At 71.7% G+C, this 18,329-nt stretch carries 16 protein-coding genes; 11 read left to right on the top strand and 5 right to left on the bottom strand.

Annotated features, from left to right (window positions below):
• The first annotated feature begins 51 nt into the window (after positions 1-51).
• Genes ABZ215_RS27400 through ABZ215_RS27385 form a run of 4 tightly spaced genes read left to right on the top strand, consistent with a single transcriptional unit; the run spans position 52 to position 4,308 of the window.
• A complete protein-coding gene (locus tag ABZ215_RS27400) occupies positions 52-855 on the top strand; it encodes an IclR family transcriptional regulator (RefSeq protein WP_354952687.1) in 804 nt (267 codons plus the stop codon).
• The gene (locus ABZ215_RS27395; RefSeq protein WP_354952685.1) at positions 852-1,784 is read left to right on the top strand and encodes an NAD(P)-dependent oxidoreductase; all 933 of its coding nucleotides are present in this window, start codon (positions 852-854) and stop codon (positions 1,782-1,784) included. Before ABZ215_RS27400 ends, ABZ215_RS27395 begins: the two co-directional genes overlap by 4 nt.
• A 30-nt stretch (positions 1,785-1,814) precedes the next feature.
• Positions 1,815-3,131: an MFS transporter gene (locus ABZ215_RS27390; protein WP_354952683.1), complete on the top strand. Its 1,317-nt coding sequence runs from the start codon at positions 1,815-1,817 to the stop codon at positions 3,129-3,131.
• A 28-nt stretch (positions 3,132-3,159) separates the two neighbouring features.
• Complete coding sequence (locus tag ABZ215_RS27385) at positions 3,160-4,308, top strand: glycoside hydrolase family 16 protein (RefSeq protein ID WP_354952681.1); 1,149 nt, start codon at positions 3,160-3,162, stop codon at positions 4,306-4,308.
• Between the two features lie 495 nt (positions 4,309-4,803).
• Here the strand turns inward: ABZ215_RS27385 and ABZ215_RS27380 are convergent, their stop codons facing one another.
• Together ABZ215_RS27380 and ABZ215_RS27375 are read right to left on the bottom strand one after the other, a co-directional pair.
• Positions 4,804-5,196 (bottom strand): rhodanese-like domain-containing protein, encoded by a 393-nt coding sequence (locus ABZ215_RS27380; RefSeq protein ID WP_237339224.1) that lies wholly within the window; start codon positions 5,194-5,196, stop codon positions 4,804-4,806.
• Entirely contained in the window at positions 5,196-5,732 is a 537-nt protein-coding gene (locus ABZ215_RS27375; RefSeq protein WP_354952679.1) for a cysteine dioxygenase family protein, read from the bottom strand. The genes ABZ215_RS27380 and ABZ215_RS27375 overlap by 1 nt, the downstream gene beginning before the upstream one ends.
• A gap of 299 nt (positions 5,733-6,031) precedes the next feature.
• Here ABZ215_RS27375 and ABZ215_RS27370 point away from each other — a divergent pair, with 299 nt between their 5' ends.
• From ABZ215_RS27370 to ABZ215_RS27350, 5 genes are read left to right on the top strand one after another with little or no spacing between them, the layout of a single operon-like run.
• Positions 6,032-6,796, top strand: coding sequence for an ABC transporter ATP-binding protein (locus ABZ215_RS27370; RefSeq protein ID WP_354952702.1), 765 nt, complete (start codon positions 6,032-6,034; stop codon positions 6,794-6,796).
• A 51-nt stretch (positions 6,797-6,847) separates the two neighbouring features.
• Positions 6,848-7,627 (top strand): enoyl-CoA hydratase-related protein, encoded by a 780-nt coding sequence (locus ABZ215_RS27365; protein WP_020421932.1) that lies wholly within the window; start codon positions 6,848-6,850, stop codon positions 7,625-7,627.
• Between the two features lies 1 nt (position 7,628).
• A complete protein-coding gene (locus ABZ215_RS27360; protein ID WP_017984452.1) occupies positions 7,629-8,579 on the top strand; it encodes a class I SAM-dependent methyltransferase in 951 nt (316 codons plus the stop codon).
• Positions 8,580-9,725 carry a class I SAM-dependent methyltransferase gene (locus ABZ215_RS27355; RefSeq protein ID WP_354952677.1) on the top strand — a complete coding sequence of 382 codons (1,146 nt, stop codon included), beginning with the start codon at positions 8,580-8,582 and terminating at the stop codon, positions 9,723-9,725.
• Positions 9,726-9,775: 50 nt separating this feature from the next.
• A complete protein-coding gene (locus tag ABZ215_RS27350) occupies positions 9,776-10,516 on the top strand; it encodes an HAD family acid phosphatase (protein WP_354952675.1) in 741 nt (246 codons plus the stop codon).
• Here ABZ215_RS27350 and ABZ215_RS27345 read toward each other — a convergent pair.
• Positions 10,504-11,724: a threonine synthase gene (locus tag ABZ215_RS27345; protein WP_354952673.1), complete on the bottom strand. Its 1,221-nt coding sequence runs from the start codon at positions 11,722-11,724 to the stop codon at positions 10,504-10,506. The two genes, ABZ215_RS27350 and ABZ215_RS27345, sit on opposite strands and share 13 nt — an antisense overlap.
• A gap of 10 nt (positions 11,725-11,734) precedes the next feature.
• Positions 11,735-13,138 (bottom strand): serine/threonine-protein kinase, encoded by a 1,404-nt coding sequence (locus ABZ215_RS27340; protein ID WP_354952671.1) that lies wholly within the window; start codon positions 13,136-13,138, stop codon positions 11,735-11,737.
• Between the two features lie 1,179 nt (positions 13,139-14,317).
• Between ABZ215_RS27340 and ABZ215_RS27335 the strand changes: the two genes are divergently transcribed.
• Positions 14,318-16,093 (top strand): DivIVA domain-containing protein, encoded by a 1,776-nt coding sequence (locus ABZ215_RS27335; protein WP_354952669.1) that lies wholly within the window; start codon positions 14,318-14,320, stop codon positions 16,091-16,093.
• Between the two features lie 987 nt (positions 16,094-17,080).
• Here ABZ215_RS27335 and ABZ215_RS27330 read toward each other — a convergent pair.
• Entirely contained in the window at positions 17,081-17,689 is a 609-nt protein-coding gene (locus ABZ215_RS27330; RefSeq protein ID WP_020421926.1) for a hypothetical protein, read from the bottom strand.
• 110 nt (positions 17,690-17,799) lie between these two features.
• Here ABZ215_RS27330 and ABZ215_RS27325 point away from each other — a divergent pair, with 110 nt between their 5' ends.
• Positions 17,800-18,237 carry an Hsp20/alpha crystallin family protein gene (locus ABZ215_RS27325; RefSeq protein WP_020421925.1) on the top strand — a complete coding sequence of 146 codons (438 nt, stop codon included), beginning with the start codon at positions 17,800-17,802 and terminating at the stop codon, positions 18,235-18,237.
• Positions 18,238-18,329: the final 92 nt, after the last annotated feature.

Raw genomic sequence — 18,329 nt, 5'->3', positions numbered from 1 at the left:
ATTTTTGCACAGGACTTGCGAAATATGCAAAGGCTCCGCATACTTCGTGCCATGGTTTCCGAAAGCGGTGGCAATCAGAGTGTGGAGCGGGCCTCGGCCGTGCTGAACGCCTTCACCCTCGGCCGGCCCGCGCTGCGGGTCTCCGACGTCGCGGCGGAGGTTGGGCTGGGCATCTCCACCACGTCCCGGCTGCTCGCGACGCTGGAGTCGGTCGACCTGGTCCGCCGCGACCCGGTGAGCCAGCTCTACGAGCTCGGCCCGGCGGTGCTGACGATGGCGGGCATCGCGCTCAACAACGACCCGATCTACCGGCAGGCCCGTCCGGTGGCGCAGCGGCTGGCGTGGGAACTGGGTCTCGGCGCCAACGTCGCGGTGCGCCGCGGCGCCGAGCTGTTCTACCTGCTCAATGTCGAAGGTCAGCTGGCGCAGAAGTCGTTTTCGCTGATGGGGCAGCGCAACCCGCTGCACGCCACCGCCATGGGCAAGAGCCTGCTGCTGGGCCTCCCGTCGGAGCAGCGCCGGGAACTTCTGGGCCCGGAGCCGCTGCACGGCTTCACCGCGCACACCATCACGACGTTCGAGGCGCTGAACGCCGACCTCGCGCGGATCGCGAGCCGCGGCTACTCGACCGAGATCGAGGAGCTGGCGCTGGGCCGCGCGTGCATCGCCGCGCCGGTGCGGGACCACACCGGCGCGGTCGTCGCCGCGATCTCGCTATCCGGTGCGCTGTCCGCGATCGCGCTCGACGAGCGGGAGGCCGACCTGGGGCGCACGATCGTCGAGGCGGCCGACAGCGTGAGCATCGGCCTCGGCTACCTCGGCCCGGTGCACACCCCGGTGCGGGAGGTCCGGTGAGGATCGCCGTCACCGGGGCCGCGGGACGGCTCGGCCGCACGCTGACCGGACGGCTCGAAGAGCGTGGCCACACGGTAGTGCCGATCGACGTCGCGCCGCCGGTCAGCCTGCCACTGTCCGATCGGGACGGTCTGATTTCGGTTTGCGCAGGCGCGGACGTGGTGGTGCACCTGGCCGCCCGGATGTCCTGGCAGCGGGCCGACGACGCGGCGCTGTTCGAGACCAACGTGCTCGGCACCGCGAACGTGGCCGAAGCGGCGGCTCTGGCGGGCGCGAAGCTCGTCCTCGCCAGCACCGGCGAGGTCTACCCCGAGGGCAAACCCGTCTACCAGCCGCTCGACGAGGACCACCCGCGCGCGCCGACGAGCGCCTACGGGCTGACGAAGAAGCTCGCCGAGGACACTGTGGACTTCTACCGCCGCACCCGCGGGCTGGAGGCGGTGGTGCTGCGGTTCTCCCACTTCCAGGACGCCGCCGAGCTGCTGGACCGTAACAGTTTCTTCTCCGGGCCGCGGTTCTTCCTGCACCGCAAGATCGAGCAGCAGCGGGCATTCGGCAACGCGGCCGCGGTCGCCGCGCTCGAACCACACGACGACGGCACGACCAAGCTCGTGCTCTCGCGCGGCGAGGACGGGACGCCGTTCCGGATGGGCATCCTGGACACCCGCGACCTGGCGGCCGGTGTGGTCGCCGCCGTCGAAACCCCCGGCCTCGACGGCGAGGTGATCGGTCTCGGCGCGGACGACTCGGTCGACTTCGACTGGCTGGTCCCGGAACTGGCCCGCCGCGCCGGACTGGACTATGTGGACGTAGCCCTGCCCGGTCCCGCGGTGCACTACACGACGTCCAACGCGAAGGCCCGCAAACTGCTCGGCTTCACCGTCGAATTCCCCGTCTCCCGCATGATCGCGGAAGCGGAACTCCGCTGATCCCACTCCGACACGGACAACGAGGTCGTCATGTCTGAACAGGTCGCTGTGCCCGAAACCGTGAGCACCGGCCAGGTGCCCAGCCGGAAAGTGCTGCTCGCCGCGGGTGCCGGTCACTTCGTGGAATGGTTCGACATGGGTATCTACGGCACCCTGTCGACCGTCATCGCCGCGAACTTCTTCGCCGCGGGCGACCCGACGGCCGCCCTGCTGTCGACGTTCGCGGTGTTCGCCGCCGGGTTCGTGATCCGGCCGCTGGGCGGGTTGTTCTTCGGGCCGCTGGCCGACCGGATCGGGCGCCAGCGGGTGCTCGCGATCGTCGTGCTCACCACGTCGCTGGCGACTTTCGCGATCGGTGTGCTGCCGACGTACGACGCGGTCGGCGCGCTCGCCCCGCTGCTGCTCGTCGTCGCCCGGCTGGTGCAGGGTTTCGCGGCGGGCGGCGAGACCTCCAGCGCGGTGACGGTGCTGTACGAGTACGCGCCGCCGAACCGGCGCGGGTTCTTCTCCAGCTTCGCCGACACCTTCGGGTTCGCCGCGTTCGTCTTCGGGTCGGGGCTGGCGTTGCTGCTGACCGCGTCGTTCGGGGACGCGACGATGACCTCGTGGGCGTGGCGGCTGCCGTTCCTGCTCGCGCTGCCGCTCGGCCTGGCCGGTCTCTACCTGCGGCTCAAGCTGCAGGACACGCCGGAGTTCCGCGAGCTGGAGGCCAGGGGCGAGGTCACCGAGAGCCCGGTGCGGGAAACCTTCCGCACCGGCGGCAAGGCGATGCTGGTGCTGGCCGGGCTGGTCGTGATCAAGGGTGTCGCGCACTGGACGCTGCAGACGTTCATGCCCAGCTACCTGCAGACCACGCTGCACTTCACGAAGGTGCAGTCGTTCGTCGCCTCCACGGTGTGCCTGGCGGTGGTCGCGGTGGCGGTGCCGTTCGCCGGCGCGCTGTCCGACCGGATCGGCCGCCGCCCGCTGCTGATCGCCGGCACAGCCGGGTTCATCCTGCTGACCTGGCCGTCGCTGCTGCTGATGTCGCTGGGCAACGAGTTCCTGGCGATCCTCGGCATGGTCGTGCTCGGCCTGCTGATCGCCGCCTACGACGGTGCGGTGTCGGCGACCATGGCCGAGTTGTTCCCGCCGCGCATCCGCTCCGGCGCGATCGCGATCCCGTACAACATCGCGGTGTCGTTGTTCGGCGGCACGGCGCCCTACATCGCCACCTGGCTGATTTCGGCCAGCGGCTACCGGCTCTCGCCCGCCTTCTACGTGATGCTCACCGCCGCGATCACGCTGGTCACCGTCCTGCGGGTCGTGCGGGAGACGGCCGGGCCCAAGGCCCGCGCCGTGGCCTGAAGTCCCCACCGGTCAAGGAGAACCCTCAATGCCGAGGTACGCACTCGTCCCCGCCGTGCTGGTCGCGGCCGCGCTGGTGACCGCTCCGGCCGCGGTGGCGGCCGGCCCGGTCACCACCCCAGCCGGATCCGGCTACACACTGGTCTTCAGCGACGAGTTCAACGACTCCACAGTGGACAGCGCCAAGTGGAACTACCGCACCGATCAGAAGGTGAAGAGCGCACAGCTGCCCGCGAACGTCACGGAGGGCGGTGGCGTGCTGACGCTGAACCTGCGCAAGGAGCAGGTCGGCAGCTACGCCTACACCGCGGGCGGTGTGGTGAGCAAGCAGTCCTTCCGCTACGGGTACTACGAGACGCGCGCGAAGACGCCCGTGGGATCCGGCTGGCACACGTCGTTCTGGGCGATGGCCGGTGACGGGAGCACGACGTTCAACCCCGACCGGCGCACCGAGATCGACCAGTTCGAGATCAATTCCAGTGCGCCGGGCAGCATCAGTCAGGGCGTCAACGCGTGGCAGCCGGACGGCACGAAGACCGACGTCGGTCGCAAGTGGACGAGCCCGGGCTTCGACACCTCGGCGGGCTGGCACACCTACGGCTTCGACTGGAACGAAAGCCGGGTGGCCTTCTACGTGGACGGGGTGCTGACGAACACCGCGACCTACCCGCCGAGCCTCGACACGCACGACTACGTGAACATCTGGCTGACGTCGATCGCGTACGAGACGGTCGACGAGAGCAAACTCCCGGCGACCGCGCAGTTCGACTACGTGCGGTACTACCAGCGCGAGTACTACGTCGACAACGACACGCCTGCCGACTACGGCTACTCGGAGACCGGCACCTGGCTGGACAGCTCCCTGGCCGGCTTCACGGTCGGAAACAGCTCGCGGTACAGCCAGACCCCCGGCTCGACGGCGACGTGGCGACCGAACCTGCGTGCCGGCGGGACCTACGACGTGTGGATCTACCGGGTACCGTCGACTGATTCCGCGGCGCGCCTGACGGTGGTCTACAACGGACAGACAAGCACGGTGACCGCCGACTACACGACGGGTGGCTGGCTGAAGCTGGGCACGTGGGACTTCCCGGCAGGCACGTCCAGCGCGGTCACGCTGACCGCGGGAGCCGCGACCGCGAGGGCAGACGCGGTGAAGTTCCTCCCGGCGGGCTAGGCGAGCGGGCGTGCCCCGGCGGGGTAGGTGAGCGGGCGTGCCGGTCGTGAGGATCGGCACGCCCCGCTTGGCCGGGGTTGCGGAAGCTGCCGCCGAGCCACGTTCCCCGCGGCAGCCCCCTCGCCGCACCCCGGCTGGTTGCCCCGGCAGCCCCCGCTACCGGCGTGCCGGGCTTCCGCGCCCGCCCAGCGGGCGGGCGGCCGCTTCGCGGCGCAGCGCCCCCGTTGCCTCGGCAGCAGCTGCCGTCGCGCCAGTCCGGTCTCGCGGAATCGTGCGCCTCAGCGGACCGCCGCTCCGTCGGCCTGGTCCCCGCCGCGCCGCACTCGCCCGCCCACCGCAGCCTCCTGCCGCTTCGCGGCCAGTGCACCGCAGCCCCGCGCTGGTTTGCGGCACAGTGCACCCCAGTCCCCGCCGCTCCGCGGCGCAGTTCACCGCAACCACCCGCCACTCCACACCGCACCGCGCCACCGCGGGGCCCCCGGCAACCAGCTCCCCTCAGGGAACCGCCGGCGTGCCACCCGGCTGCACGGGCAACCCGGCAGCCCGCCACGCCCGAAAACCGCCCACCAGGTCCGTCGCCCGGGACAACCCCAGCCGCCGGAGGTCGGCGGCCGCCAGGCTGGACGCGTAGCCCTCGTTGCACACCACGACCACCGGCCGGTCCGGGCGCACCCCGGGCAGCCGGTGGTCGCTGGCCGGGTCGAGGCGCCACTCCAGGTGGATCCGCTCGACCGGCACCGCGCCGGGGATTTCGCCCTCGGCCTCGCGGTAGCCGATCGGCCGGATGTCCACGATCAGCGCGCCCTCGGCCTGCAGCCGCCACGCGTCGGCGGGCTCGGCCCGCTTCAGGGTGGCTCGCGCGGAGGCCAGCATCTCGTCGATGTTCATCACCGCAGGATGCCCGGCAGCGGCGGGATCTCGGCGGGCACGTCAGCCAGACTGGTGTATTCGCGTGTCGGCACGAGCGGCGGCGAGTAGGCGTGGATGCTCGCCGCGGGCTCGGTGCCGGCGCCGGTCACCTGGTGCGCCCGCCCGGCGCCGAACCCGATTCCGTCGCCCGTCACGTGCGTGCGCTGCCGGATCGGCCCGCCGGGGTAGCGGTACTCCTCGGACAGCTCGCCGCGCAGCACCGTGAACGACCCGGCCGCGCCGCCGTGGTCGTGCGGCTTGGTGCCCTGCCCGGGCAGCCAGGTCAGCACCCACAGCTCGATCCCCTCGGTGAGGGCGAGCCGCGCCCACCACCGCTGGTCGGCGTCGAAGTGCAGGAACTCCGAGATCCGCGCACCCAGCTCCAGCGTGACGGTGCGGGTCAGGCCGGCGAGCTGCGTCGGCGTCCACAGCAGCCGCTCGGGGTGCAGCAGCTCCTCGAGCGCGGTTCCGGTCAGGCGCGGGTGGATCTCGGTCGAACGCAGGACAGAAGTCACCGAAAGTCTCCAGAAGGTCGCGTGAAATCAGGGACGAGGCGAGACGCGGCAGGTCAGCGACCGTGCCGCGTCGGGCTACACCCGCAGGACGCGACCAGCACCAGATCCACGGCACGGTTGCGCCAGAAGCGGCGCCGCGGGTACCAGGAGGTGCTCACGAAGCGCATCGTGCCACGAGATCCGGCTACCCGCTGTGACGTCCCACCAAGTGGTACGGGGGCGGCGGGACTCCGGCGGCGCCCGGCGGCCACAATGGGCCCGTGAGCGAGCCGAACGACCTTGACGATCTCGTGGTGCGGATGGCCGGGGTGGGGGTCCGCCGCGGCAAGAACGACCTGCTGGCCGGCCTCGACTGGTCGGTCGAGCTGGACGAGCGCTGGGTGGTGCTGGGCCCGAACGGCGCCGGCAAGACCACCCTGCTCCGGCTCGCGGCCGCCGAGCTGCACCCCACCACCGGGTCGCTGCACCTGCTCGGCGAGCAGATCGGCCGCACCAACATCTTCGACCTGCGCCCGCGCATCGGTTTCACCTCCGCGGCGATCGCCTCGCGCGTGCCGGGGGACGAGAAGGTCATCGACGTCGTGGTCAGCGCCGGGTACGCGGTGATCGGCCGCTGGCGCGAGCAGTACGACACGATGGACACCGGCCGCGCCGAGGAGCTGCTGGACGCGCTGGGCATCCGGCACCTTGCCGACCGCGAGTACGGCACCCTGTCCGAGGGCGAGCGCAAGCGCACCCTCATCGCCCGGTCGCTGATGACCGACCCGGAGCTGCTGCTGCTCGACGAGCCCGCCGCGGGTCTCGACCTGGGCGGCCGCGAGGACCTGGTCGCCCGGCTGTCCGAGCTGGCGCTCGACCCGGACGCGCCGGCCATGGTGCTCGTCACACACCACGTCGAGGAAATTCCGCCAGGCTTCACCCACGCGCTGCTGCTGCGGGAAGGCCGGGCCGTGGTCGCGGGCCTGGTCGACGACGTGCTCACCGCCGAGAACCTGTCCAAGACGTTCGACCAGGACCTCGTCCTCGAACGCTCGGGTGACCGCTTCTTCGCGCGTCGCCGGTAAGGTCACCCCTACCGGCCGGTAGGGCACCGCAAGATCAAGGAGGATGCCAGCGTGGGCGAGTTCGTACGGCTCGAGGTGGATGGCGGGATCGGCACGATCCGGCTGGAGCGGCCCCCGGTCAACGCGATCAACGGCCAGGTCACGGCCGAGCTGGCAGTGGCCGCGCAGGAGGTCACCGAGCGGTCCGACGTGCGCGCGGTGATCCTCTACGGCGGGGAGAAGACCTTCTGCGGCGGCGCGGACGTCAAGGAGATGGTCACCCGCTCCTACGTCGAGATGCGGTCCTTCGGCGCCAAGCTGCAGAGCACGGTGGCCGCGGTCGCCGCGATCCCGAAGCCGGTCGTCGCCGCGATCACCGGGTACGCGCTGGGCGGCGGCCTCGAACTGGCGATGGGCGCGGACTACCGGATCGCCGGCGACAACGTGAAGGTCGGCCAGCCGGAGATCCTGCTCGGCATCATCCCCGGCGCGGGCGGCACGCAGCGGCTCGCGCGCCTGATCGGCCCGAGCAAGGCGAAGGACCTGGTGTTCACCGGCCGCTTCGTCAAGGCTGAGGAGGCCCTGTCGCTGGGCCTGGTCGACCAGCTGGTCGCGCCGGACGACGTCTACTCCGCGGCGCAGAAGTGGGCCGGCCAGTTCGCGAACGGCCCCGCCGTCGCGCTCGCGCAGGCCAAGGCCGCGATCGACGGTGGCCTCGACATGGACCTGGCCAGCGGCCTCAAGCTGGAGACGCAGCTGTTCACGGCGCTGTGGGCGACCGAGGACCAGACCACGGGCATGACCTCCTTCGTGGAGAACGGCCCCGGCAAGGCCACCTTCGAAGGGAAGTGACGTGACCGACCCCGCCCCGAACCCGCACGCGACCGAGGAAGAGGTCAAGGCGGCGTATTCGGACCCGAAGCTGGCCAACATCCTCTACCACGACTGGGAGGCAGGCACCTACGACGAGAAGTGGTCGATCTCGTACGACGAGCGCTGCATCTCCTACGCCACCGACGTGTTCAACGCCGTCGCGGGTGAGGAGGGCCAGCCCTACCCGACCGCGATGGAGCTGGGCAGCGGCACCGGTTTCTTCCTGCTCAACCTGATGCAGGGCGGGGTGATCAAGAAGGGCTCGGTCACCGACCTCTCGCCGGGCATGGTGCAGGTCGCGCTGCGCAACGCCGAGAACCTGGGCCTGGACGTGGACGGCCGGGTGGCCGACGCCGAGCGCATCCCGTACCCGGACAACAGCTTCGACCTGGTGGTCGGGCACGCGGTGCTGCACCACATCCCGGACGTGCCGGGCGCGCTGCGCGAGGTGCTGCGGGTGCTCAAGCCGGGCGGCCGGTTCGTGTTCGCCGGTGAGCCGACCAAGATCGGCAACTTCTACGCGCGCAAGCTCGGCCAGCTGACCTGGTGGCTCACCACCAACGTCACCAAGGTCCCGGCGCTGAGCGGCTGGCGGCGCCCGCAGGAGGAGCTGGACGAGTCCTCGCGCGCGGCGGCGCTGGAGGCCGTGGTCGACATCCACACGTTCGACCCGTCGGAGCTGGAGCGCATGGCTCTCGGCGCGGGAGCGGTCGACGTGCGCGCGGTCACCGAGGAGTTCAGCGCGGCGCTGGCCGGCTGGCCGATCCGCACGTTCGAGGCGGCGGTGCCGCAGGAGAAGCTCACGGTGCGGTGGCGGATGTTCGCCTACCACCTGTGGCTGCGGCTGTCCGCGCTGGACAAGAAGGTGCTGTCCAAGGTGCTGCCGCGCGAGCTGTTCTACAACGTGATGATCACCGGTATCAAGCCGTAAGTGCCCTACGCGTTCACCCTCGACGACGTCGCCTTCCTCCGCTCGGAGGAAGGCGCGCGTGCGCTGACGCAGGTCGGCGAGCTGCCGTTGACCGACCGGATCGCGGACGTCGCGGCCGTGCGCAAGCTGGCCGGTGAGCGGTTCGCCGCGGTGCTGGAGACCGTGCTGCTGCGGCGCAAGGGCAAGCTCGACCCGTCGTGGCTCTACACCGGCGACGCGTTGCAGCAGGCCAGCGTGCCGCCGGTGGCGCGGCACCGCGCGGAGCGGCTGGCCGGCCGCGACGTGCACGACGTGACCTGTTCGATCGGCGCCGACCTGGCCGAGCTGGCCCGGGTCGCGCGACGGTGCCTCGGCTCCGACCTGGACCCGGTGCGCCTGGCGATGGCGCGGCACAACTGCCCAGGCGTCGCGCTGGTCCAGGCCGACGCGCTGCGGCCGGTCAGCCGGGACGCGGTGGTCGTGGCCGATCCGGCCCGCCGCGACTCGGCGGGCCGCCGGACCGGGCGCCCGTCGGACTTCGCGCCGCCGCTGGACGAGCTCGCCGAGGTCTACGCGGGCCGGGATCTCGCCGTGAAGTGCGCCCCCGGCCTGGATCCGGCGGCCGTGCCGTGGGCGGTGGAGATCGAGCTGGTGTCGCTCGACGGCCAGGTGCGGGAGGCCTGCGTGTGGAGCGCCGGCCTGGCTACCGCTTCGCGTCGAGCGACCGTGCTGCGCTCCGACGGTACACAGTGGACGATCACCGACCGGGACCCGTCGGACGTCGGCGCCGCCGCGCCGGGCGAGTGGATCGTCGACCCGGACGGCGCGGTCGTGCGGGCCGGCCTGGTCAAGCACTACGCGGCCCGGCACGGGTTGTGGCAGCTCGACGAGCGAATCGCCTACCTGACCGGCGACGTGCCGCCGCCCGGCGTGCGGGCCTTCCGCGTCCTGGAGCACGGCCACTACCAGGAGAAATCGCTGCGTTCGCTGCTGCGGTCCCGTGGCGTCGGGAGGCTGGAGATCCTGGTCCGCGGCCTGGACGTCGACCCGGACGCGTTGCGCAAGCGGCTCAAGCTCGCGGGCGACCAGGAGGCCAGCGTGGTGCTCACGCGGATCGGCCGCACACCCCACTTCTTCCTCTGTCGCGCGGAGCGGATCCCGGGGTAGGTTCTCGGGTCGTCAACCGTTCACGAGGAGGACCCGTGTTGCGTGAGAGAATGTCCGGTTTGGTCAAATTGGCCGCCGCTGCCGCGATCGGCGCCACCGTCGCCGGGGGCGCCACCGCCGTCGCCACCTCGGGCGGCAGCCACGAGCCGGACAACCTCGGCCAGGTCAAGCTCGACGTCAAGGCCTACTACGGCGACCAGGTGGACGCGGACGGCAAGCACCATGAGTCCGACCGCAGCCAGTGGGCCGCCGACGTCCGCCGCCAGGTCGAGGGCGCCCAGCGCTACCTCGCGATCCGCCTCCAGCAGGGCGTGCGCAACCCGGCGATCGTGCTCGACATCGACGACACCTCCGAGGTCACCTACGGCTGGGAAGCCGACAACGACTTCGGCTTCGACCCGGTCAAGCAGGAGAAGGTGATCAACGACGGGGCGTTCCCGGCGATCAAGCCGACCCTCGAACTGGCGAACTGGGCCGCGCAGCACGGCGTCGACGTCTACTTCCTGACCGGCCGCAAGGAGCACCAGGGCCCGGCGTCGCTGAAGAACCTGGCGAACGAGGGCTACCCGGCGCCGGCGGCGGCGTTCTTCAAGCCGGAGACCACCGCGCCGGACTACCTGGCGTGCGGCCTGACCTGCGACACCGTGCAGTACAAGTCCGGCACGCGGGCGCACATCGAAGCCACCGGCGAGACGATCGTGCTCAACCTCGGCGACCAGTACAGCGACCTCGAAGGCGGGCATGCGGAGCGGCCGGTCAAGCTGCCGAACCCGATGTACTACCTGCCCTGAGGCGGGATCGCGCCGTCCTTGGCCAGCACCGGCACGGACACCTCGACCGTCTCCGGGTACTTGATGCCCGCGCCGGTGTTGAGGACGACGACCTCGTCGTCCGCGGAGAGCCAGCCCGATCCGCGGAGTTTGCGGACCGCGGCGAAGCACGCGGCGCCCTCGGGGCAGACGAACGTCCCCTCGGCGCGCGCGAGGTTGCCCTGCTCGGCCAGCAGTTCCTCGTCGCTGACGGCGATCGCGGTGCCCCCGGTGGCGTAGACGGCGTCCAGCACCAGGAAGTCGCCGAGCGCCTTGGGCACCGTGATCCCGAAGGCGATCGTGTGCGCGCCGACGGCCGGTTCGGACTCGCGGGCGCCGCGTTCGAACGCGTCCACGATCGGCGCGCAGCCAGTGGCCTGGACCGCGACGAGCCGCGGCAGCTTGCCGTCCGGGATCCAGCCCAGCTCGCGCATCTCCAGCAGCGCCTTGTGGATGCCGATGATGCCGACTCCGCCGCCGGTCGGGTACACGATCACGTCCGGCACGCGCCAGCCGAGCTGCTCGGCGATCTCGTACCCCATCGTCTTCTTGCCCTCGATGCGGTACGGCTCCTTGAGCGTCGAGACGTCCTGGTAGCCGCCCCGCTCGGCGACGGCGTCGCGGATCAGCTTCCCGGCGTCGGAGATCAGGCCGTCGACCAGGTACAGCTCGGCGCCGCTGACCCGGCACTCCGCCCTCGTGATCGCCGGCGCGCCGACCGGCATCGCGATCAGGCTGCGCAGGCCGGCGCGCGCGGCGTAGAGGGCCCAGGCGGCGCCGGCGTTGCCGTTGGTGGGCATCGCGATCCCGGTGACGCCCAGCTCGGCGGCGCGGGACACGCCGACCGCGGCGCCGCGCGCCTTGAACGAGCCGGTCGGGACCAGGCCCTCGTCCTTCATCAGCAGGCCGGGCACGCCGACCTGCTCGCCGTAGGTGGGCAGCGGCAGCAGCGGCGTCATGCCTTCCCCGAGGGTGACCACGTTCGCGGCCGACCGGACCGGCAGGACCTCGTGGTAGCGCCACAGGGTCGGCTCGCGCCCGGCGATCTCGTCCCTGGTCACCGTGGTGGCGGCCAGGTCGTAGCGGGCGAGCAGCGGTGAGCCGCAGGTGCAGAGGCCCTGCACGCGGTCCGCGTCGTGCGTCAGGTGGCAGCGGGGGCAGTCCAGGTGGGAGAGCGCGGAGTAGGCCACGTCTCCCGTTCTACCGGACCGGGGTGTCGGTGTTGATCAGCCACTTGCCGTCGCGCTCGATCATGCCCAGGTGGTGCCGCTCGCGGGAGTGCGAGCCGCCCTTCACGAAGTCGACCGTGACCTCGACGGTGTTGGCGTCGACCTGGCGTGGCCCGCTGACGATGGTGACGGAGCTGATGCTGGACCAGAAGCTGACGTAGCGGGTCTTGCCCTGGGCTTGCAGCCCCGGGCCGAGCCGCTCCCAGCCGGCGTCGGTGTTGCCCGGCATCATCGCGTAGTAGTCGCTGACCGCCTGGACCGCGGAGGCGGTGGCCGGGGTCGGGCTCGGGCTGCTGGTCGCCGTCTTGGTCACGGTGGTGACGCTGGTCGACGGTGCTGCCGGGCTGTTCGTCGCGGATGTGGGGGAGGGCGGGGCCGAGGCCTGGTCGGCGGGCGCGTCGTTGTCCCCGGTCGAGGCGGGCAGCAGGATGACGAGCGCGACGACCAGGGCAGCGACGACGGCCAGCGCGGCGCCGGCGTAGGCGAATCTTCGCCGCGACGGTCTCTGCGGCGGCACCGGGTCGACCTTGGTCGTGGCCGTCATCAAGGCGAGTTTGCCCAGCTCAGCGGCCAGTTCGGCCATCGTGGGGCGGGCCTTGGGGTCGACGTCGAGCATCCGGGTGAGCACGCCGGTGAGCGGCCCGGCGTGTTCCGGCGGGGCGACGCGGCCCGCGGCGGCCGCGTAGAGCAGCGCCATCTGGTTGTCGGTGTCGCCGTAGGGCATGCGGCCCTCGACCGCGGCGTAGAGGGTGGCGCCGAGGGAGTAGACGTCGGACTCCGGGCCGGGTGTCTCGCCGCGCGCGGCCTCGGGGGAGAGGAACGCGGGGGTGCCGGCGAAGCGGCCGCTCCCGGTGAGGGTGCCGTCGTCGGCGGCCTTGGAGATGCCGAAGTCGGTGATCTTCGCGATGCCGTCCTCGCCGAGCAGGATGTTGCCCGGCTTGACGTCGCGGTGCACGATGCCGGCCGCGTGGGCCGCGGCCAGGGCGGACGCCGCGTGCGCGCCGATGCGGGCGACCTCGCCTGGCGGGAGGCTGCCGCGCTCGGCGAGGACCTCGGCCAGGCTGTGCGAGGGCAGGTACTCCATCACCAGCACGGGCTTGCCGTCGTCGTCGGCCACGTCGAACACGGTGATGGCGTGCGGGTGCTGGAGGCGGGCGGCGAGGCGGGCCTCGCGGAAGGAGCGCTTGCGGGCCTGCTCGGCCTCTTCCGGGGTGAGCCGCGGCGGTAGCAGAAGTTGTTTCACCGCAACGGTCCGGTCGAGTAGCTGATCGTTCGCTTCCCAGACGACGCCCATCGCGCCCCCGCCGATGTGACGCTGCAGCCGGTACCGGCCGGCGATCACGCGCGGGTTGTCCTGCCCCTCGGTCTCCGTCACCCCGGCAAGGCTACGGTGTCGGCTCCACACGCCGCGCGGCAAACACCTCGAAACGGTCCAGGCCACCCGCGCCGGGCGGTTGCGACCTGCCCGAACCCGCTGGCCCGGACCAATCCAGGCCCCTCTGACCTGCACTGATACCGGCCGCCGCGCCCCGCGCCCACCCGGTCCGCCGACCGGGGAGCCGGTGACGTGCGGGACCCGGGAACCCGGCCAACCGCCCGGAATCCGGCCGCCGTGTCCGGCTGCCTGGCCGCCGTGTCCGGCCGTCCGGCCAATCGCCCGGTCAACCGCCTGGCCACACGGCCCATCGCCCAGCCACCACACCCAACCGCCCACGCCCGGCCAACAGCCCAGCCGCCTGGTCAACCGCCCGGCCGTCCGGCCACCACGCCCAGCCGCCCGCCAACCGCCTGGCCACCACGTCTGGCCCCTCCGGCCAACCGCCCAGCCACCACCCCCAAGTAGCCCGGCCAACCTTCCAGCCGCGCGGCCACACGCCCGTCCGCCCGGCCAACCGCCCAGCCAAGCTGCCCGCCCAACCTTCCAGCCGCCCGGCCACCACGCCCAGCTGCCCAGCTGCCGCCCAACCTTCCCGCCGCCCGGCCACCACGCCCAGCCGCCCAGCTGCCCGGCCAACCTTTCAAGCCGCCCGGTCACCACGCCCGTCCGCCCGGCCAACCGCCCACCCCCCGGCCAACCGCCCGGCCGCCTGGCCACTAAGTCCGGCCTCCTGGCCACCACGCTCCCGGCGTCCGGGCTGTTCCGGTGCCGGCAGCTCGTTGGCATGTCGCCGCCGGCTCGTGGCGGGTGGTCCATTCGTCGTTTCGCGCCCGCTTTTGGCTCGACCGGGACTTGAAGGTTCAGTGCTTTTTCCGGAACTCGCCATCGCACACGGTGATCACGGGCGCGAACGCGAAGCATCCGAACGTCGGCCGCGGCACTACCTGCAGGTGAATCGGCTGCCGATGCCGTTGCCGCGCAGGAGATCTGCCCGTGCAGGCGTGCCGCCATCCGAGTTGCGGAGGTGGACCCGAAGGCGAATGCGATGACGTCACACCGGAATTTCCGAACGCGCGGCCCCTGCGGGTGGACGCCGGGGCCGGATGAGAGGATGCTGGGCAGTGGCAGGCTTTCAGCAGCTTTGTCCATTCAGGACAGTCTCTTCGGGAGGTGCGGATGACGGCCGTGGACGCTCGCGAGGACCTGGTGCCACTGCGGACCGATTTCGACCGCACGTGGCGTGGCTACGACGCCCGTCAGGTGCAGGCGTACGTCCGAGCCGTGGAGACCGACCTGCGGATGGTGATCGCCGACCGGGACGCGGCGGCCGCCGCCGTCGAGCGGCTCGCCGCGCAGCTGGAGGACCTGCGCTCGGAGAACGACGCCCTGCGCGAGAAGATCGACCGGATCAGCCGGACGCCCATCGAGGCGGAGGGGCTGACCGAGCGGTTGCTGCGGATGGTGGAGCTGGCCGAGGACGAGGCCGCCGAGGTCACCGAGCGGGCGCGGCTGGCGGCCGAACGGAGCTGGGCGGCGGCCGAACAGGCGGCCGGCCGGCTGCGCGAGCGGCACGAACGCCTGGTCGCCGAGCTGGACTTCCGGCGCAGGGAGATGGCCGAGGAGCAGGCCGAGCTGATGCGCCGCACCCAGGCCGAGGTCGACTTGATGACCCGCCAGGCGACGCAGAGCAGGCGCAAGCTGGACGAACAGGCGGCCCGCCGCCGAGCCGAAATCGAGCGGGACTTCGAAGAGGCGATGTCCGTCCGGCGGGCCACGTCGATGCGAGCACTGGCCGAACGCGAAGCCGAGGCCACCGCAAAGGCCGACGAGCTGGTCAAGAGCGCCCAGACCAAGGCGGATGACCTGCTAAGTTCCGCCCGCAGCGAGGCTGAGGAGACGCTCACCTCGGCCCGCACCGAGGCTGATCGCCTGCTGACCTCGGCCCGCACCGAAGCCGACAAAACTCTCACCTCCGCGCAGGCCGAAGCCGACCGCCTGCTGACCTCCGCCCGCGACGAGGCGAACGAAACGCTGACCTCCGCCCGCGCGGAGGCCGAGAAGACCCTCACCTCCGCCCGCACGGAAGCGGACGAAACGCTCGCGTCCGCGCGGGCCGAGGCCGAAACCACGGTGGCTTCGGCGCGGGCGGAAGCTGACAGCCTGGTCGCATCCGCCCGCGCCCAAGCAGATGACCTGCTCTCCTCGGCCCGCGCGGAAGCCGAGAAGACCCTGACCTCCGCGCGTGCCGAAGCCGACCAGACAGTGGCCGCAGCGCGCGCCGAGGCCGAGTCCCTCCAGGCGAAGGCCACCAAGCAGGAGGCCGACGCCCAGGCCAGGGCCGACGAGCTGGTCACCACCGCCACCGCCCAGGCGGAAAAGCTCACCACCGAGGCTCAGGTCAAAGCCGAATCCCTCGTCGCCGACGCCACCGCCCAGGCCGACGCGAAGCTCGCCGACGCGACCTCCCGCGCCGATGCCCTGCTGGCCGACGCGACCAAGCGCGCGGACGCGATGGTCGCGGAGGCCACCGACCGCGCCAGCGCAATGCTCGCCTCGGCGACCGCCCGCGCCGAGGACAAGGTCACCAGGGCCAGCACCCAAGCCGAGAAACTGCTGGCCGAAGCCACCGCCGAAGCGCGCCGCCGCACCGACGAGGCCACCGCCAAGGTCGCCGAACTGGACAAGATCCGAGTCGACACGGCCAGCCGCCTCCGCGCCGTCAACACCCTCCTGGCCGAGGCAACCCCGCTCCTGGCTGAGACGGCGACGACAGAGCCCCCGACAGCCGCCGACGCGCCACCGGCAGCCCCCGTTACCAGCGGGGAGCCGCTCGACCAGCCCAAACCGGCCGAACCCACCAACGGTAAGCCCCCGTCGGTCCCGCGCGTCGAAATCTCCGTCCCGGAACAGATCTCGGCCACGGAAAAGGCCCCGGTCGAAGTCACCCCCTGAGGGGCGCCACCCGGTCAGCTCGCCCACGCGGCAGGGACAGCACCAGCGCGACAACCTGCCGCCATCCACCCAGCGGCAGGCTGGTACCTAGTCGCGCCCGAGGCCGCCCTCCGACGCGGCCCTGTCATACGCCGCCGCCGGCGATGCCCAGGAGACAACACCGGCGACCCGTGCCCACAGCCGGTTGAGGCTGGTGGCAGCCGCGCCCTCAGCTTCGCGACCGGCTCACGACGTCAGTTCGCCCCGGGCACTGCGCCGTGTGCCAACCTCCGCGAACGCCCGCCCAAACACAGGCGGAAGCCACGCCTCCGGGACACGCAACCTGCTCGCCGCACCTGGCTGCCCCGGGAGGTCGCCTCGGATCAGCACTCGGCCGAAACCAACGCAAGTCATGGCTGGAGGCCGAAGACCCCGCTGACCTCACCAACACGACGCGCCTGGTACCCCGCGCGAAGCCCGACGCCCGACGCCACGGGCTACGTCCGCCAGCAACCTCCAGCGCCCCCGGCGCACAAGAATCATCCGCCACTTGCGCCGCGGTCACTTGTCGCTGGCGGAAGCCGTGCCCTGGGCTCACACTCCGTTCAGCTGCCACGAGTGCCCCTGGGAGCGCGCCCGTGCGACAAGCTCTCACCCCGGGCACGGCAATTCACTCGCGGCCCGCCACGCGCGGCTGGCCCCGGCGCGGCATCTACTCGCGGCTCGCCCCGGCGCGGCTGCCACTCGCGGCTTGCCCCGGCGCGGCACCTACTCGCGGCTCGCCCCGGCATGGCAGCCACCCGCAGCTTGCCCCAGCGCGGCAGCCGCTCGCGGCTTGCCCCAGCGCGGCAGCCGCTCGCCCGGCGCGGTATCCGCTCCCGCCCGACAGCAGCGCAGCCCAGGGCCCGCGCCCTGGTCACTCCCCACCAGGTGCTGATCAAGCACCGTCGCGGCAGCAACATCCGCAACTCCTCGCGCGCCGTCCGGTCTGCTCGCGGCGGTACAGCGTTAGGAGCTGCTGCCCGCTCGGGACGACTGCCTCCTTTCCTGGGTCTCCCGGCGCACCCGGTCCATGTGATCGCAAACTAGCGAAACCTCGACCGCCAGCTGGGGGTACGTCTGGTCGAGGTGCTGGCCCACTCCGCTCAGCGGTGTCAGCAGCGCTGCCGCGTCATCCTCGGCCAGCGCGCGCCGCACCTTTCCCACGCCGGGCACGCCCTTCAGCGCGCTGATCTGCCCGGCCAGCCGGCGCAGCGAGGCGGAGTTCTCGCGCGCCCACTGCATCACCGCCTTCTCCTCGGCGCGGCGGTCTCGCGTCTTCTGCACCCGTTCATCAGCTGTGTGGTCGCTGCCCACGGCATCCCGGAGCCGTAGGTAGCGACGCTCGGCCGCCTGCCTGCTGGCGACGCCGAGCGCCGGCGCCAGCTCCGCCCAGCTGACGCCCGCTTCACGCGCGGCTTCGATGAGCTGCGGCTCCCAGGCCGTCAGCTCTTCCCGTAGCGCCCGCAGCACCTCGAGTGCGGCGAGCACCCTCCTCGAGTCGTAGTCGGCGGTGGCTTCGCCGAGTACTTCCTCAACCAGTTCCAGCGCGTCGTGCAAGTTCTCGTAGGGCGGCACAACGTCATCATGCCGATGACGGACGGACTTGTCAACGGAACGACGACGCGCTATAACTGTGGTGTGCGACGTCAACGTCCGAAGTGAAAGAGACTGAAGGAGGTGGCGAGATGTTGATGCGCACCGATCCCTTCCGCGAACTCGACCGCCTGACCCAGCAGGTGTTCGGCCAGGGGTCGGGAACGTGGTCGCGCCCCGCGGCGATGCCGATGGACGCCTATCGCGCGGGCGACGAGTTCGTGGTGGTGTTCGACCTGCCCGGTGTGAACCCGGACGCGATCGAGCTGGACATCGAACGCAACGTGCTGACCGTCAAGGCGGAGCGTCGTCCCTCCGCGACGGGTGACGACGTCGAGATGCAGGTGGCCGAGCGGCCGCTCGGCGTGTTCTCCCGGCAGCTCTTCCTGGGCGACACGCTCGACACCGACCGCATCAAGGCGAGCTACGAGAGCGGCGTGCTGACGCTGAGGATCCCGGTGGCAGAGGCCGCCAAGCCGCGCAAGATCGCTATCGAGAGTGGTGAGAGCCGCAAGGAGATCACCGCCTGAGACCACTCCAGAGGGGGGGTGATGCCCGGATGTCCGCGGGCGAGCGCCCGGGCATCACCCGGTTCTCTCGTCTACCTTCGCCCGATACGGTG

The sequence above is a fragment of the Amycolatopsis sp. NPDC006131 genome (assembly GCF_040614175.1).
Taxonomy (GTDB): domain Bacteria; phylum Actinomycetota; class Actinomycetes; order Mycobacteriales; family Pseudonocardiaceae; genus Amycolatopsis_E; species Amycolatopsis_E tucumanensis.
Note: the sequence above shows the minus strand (reverse complement) of the source record. Positions and strands in the feature narration are given on the sequence as shown.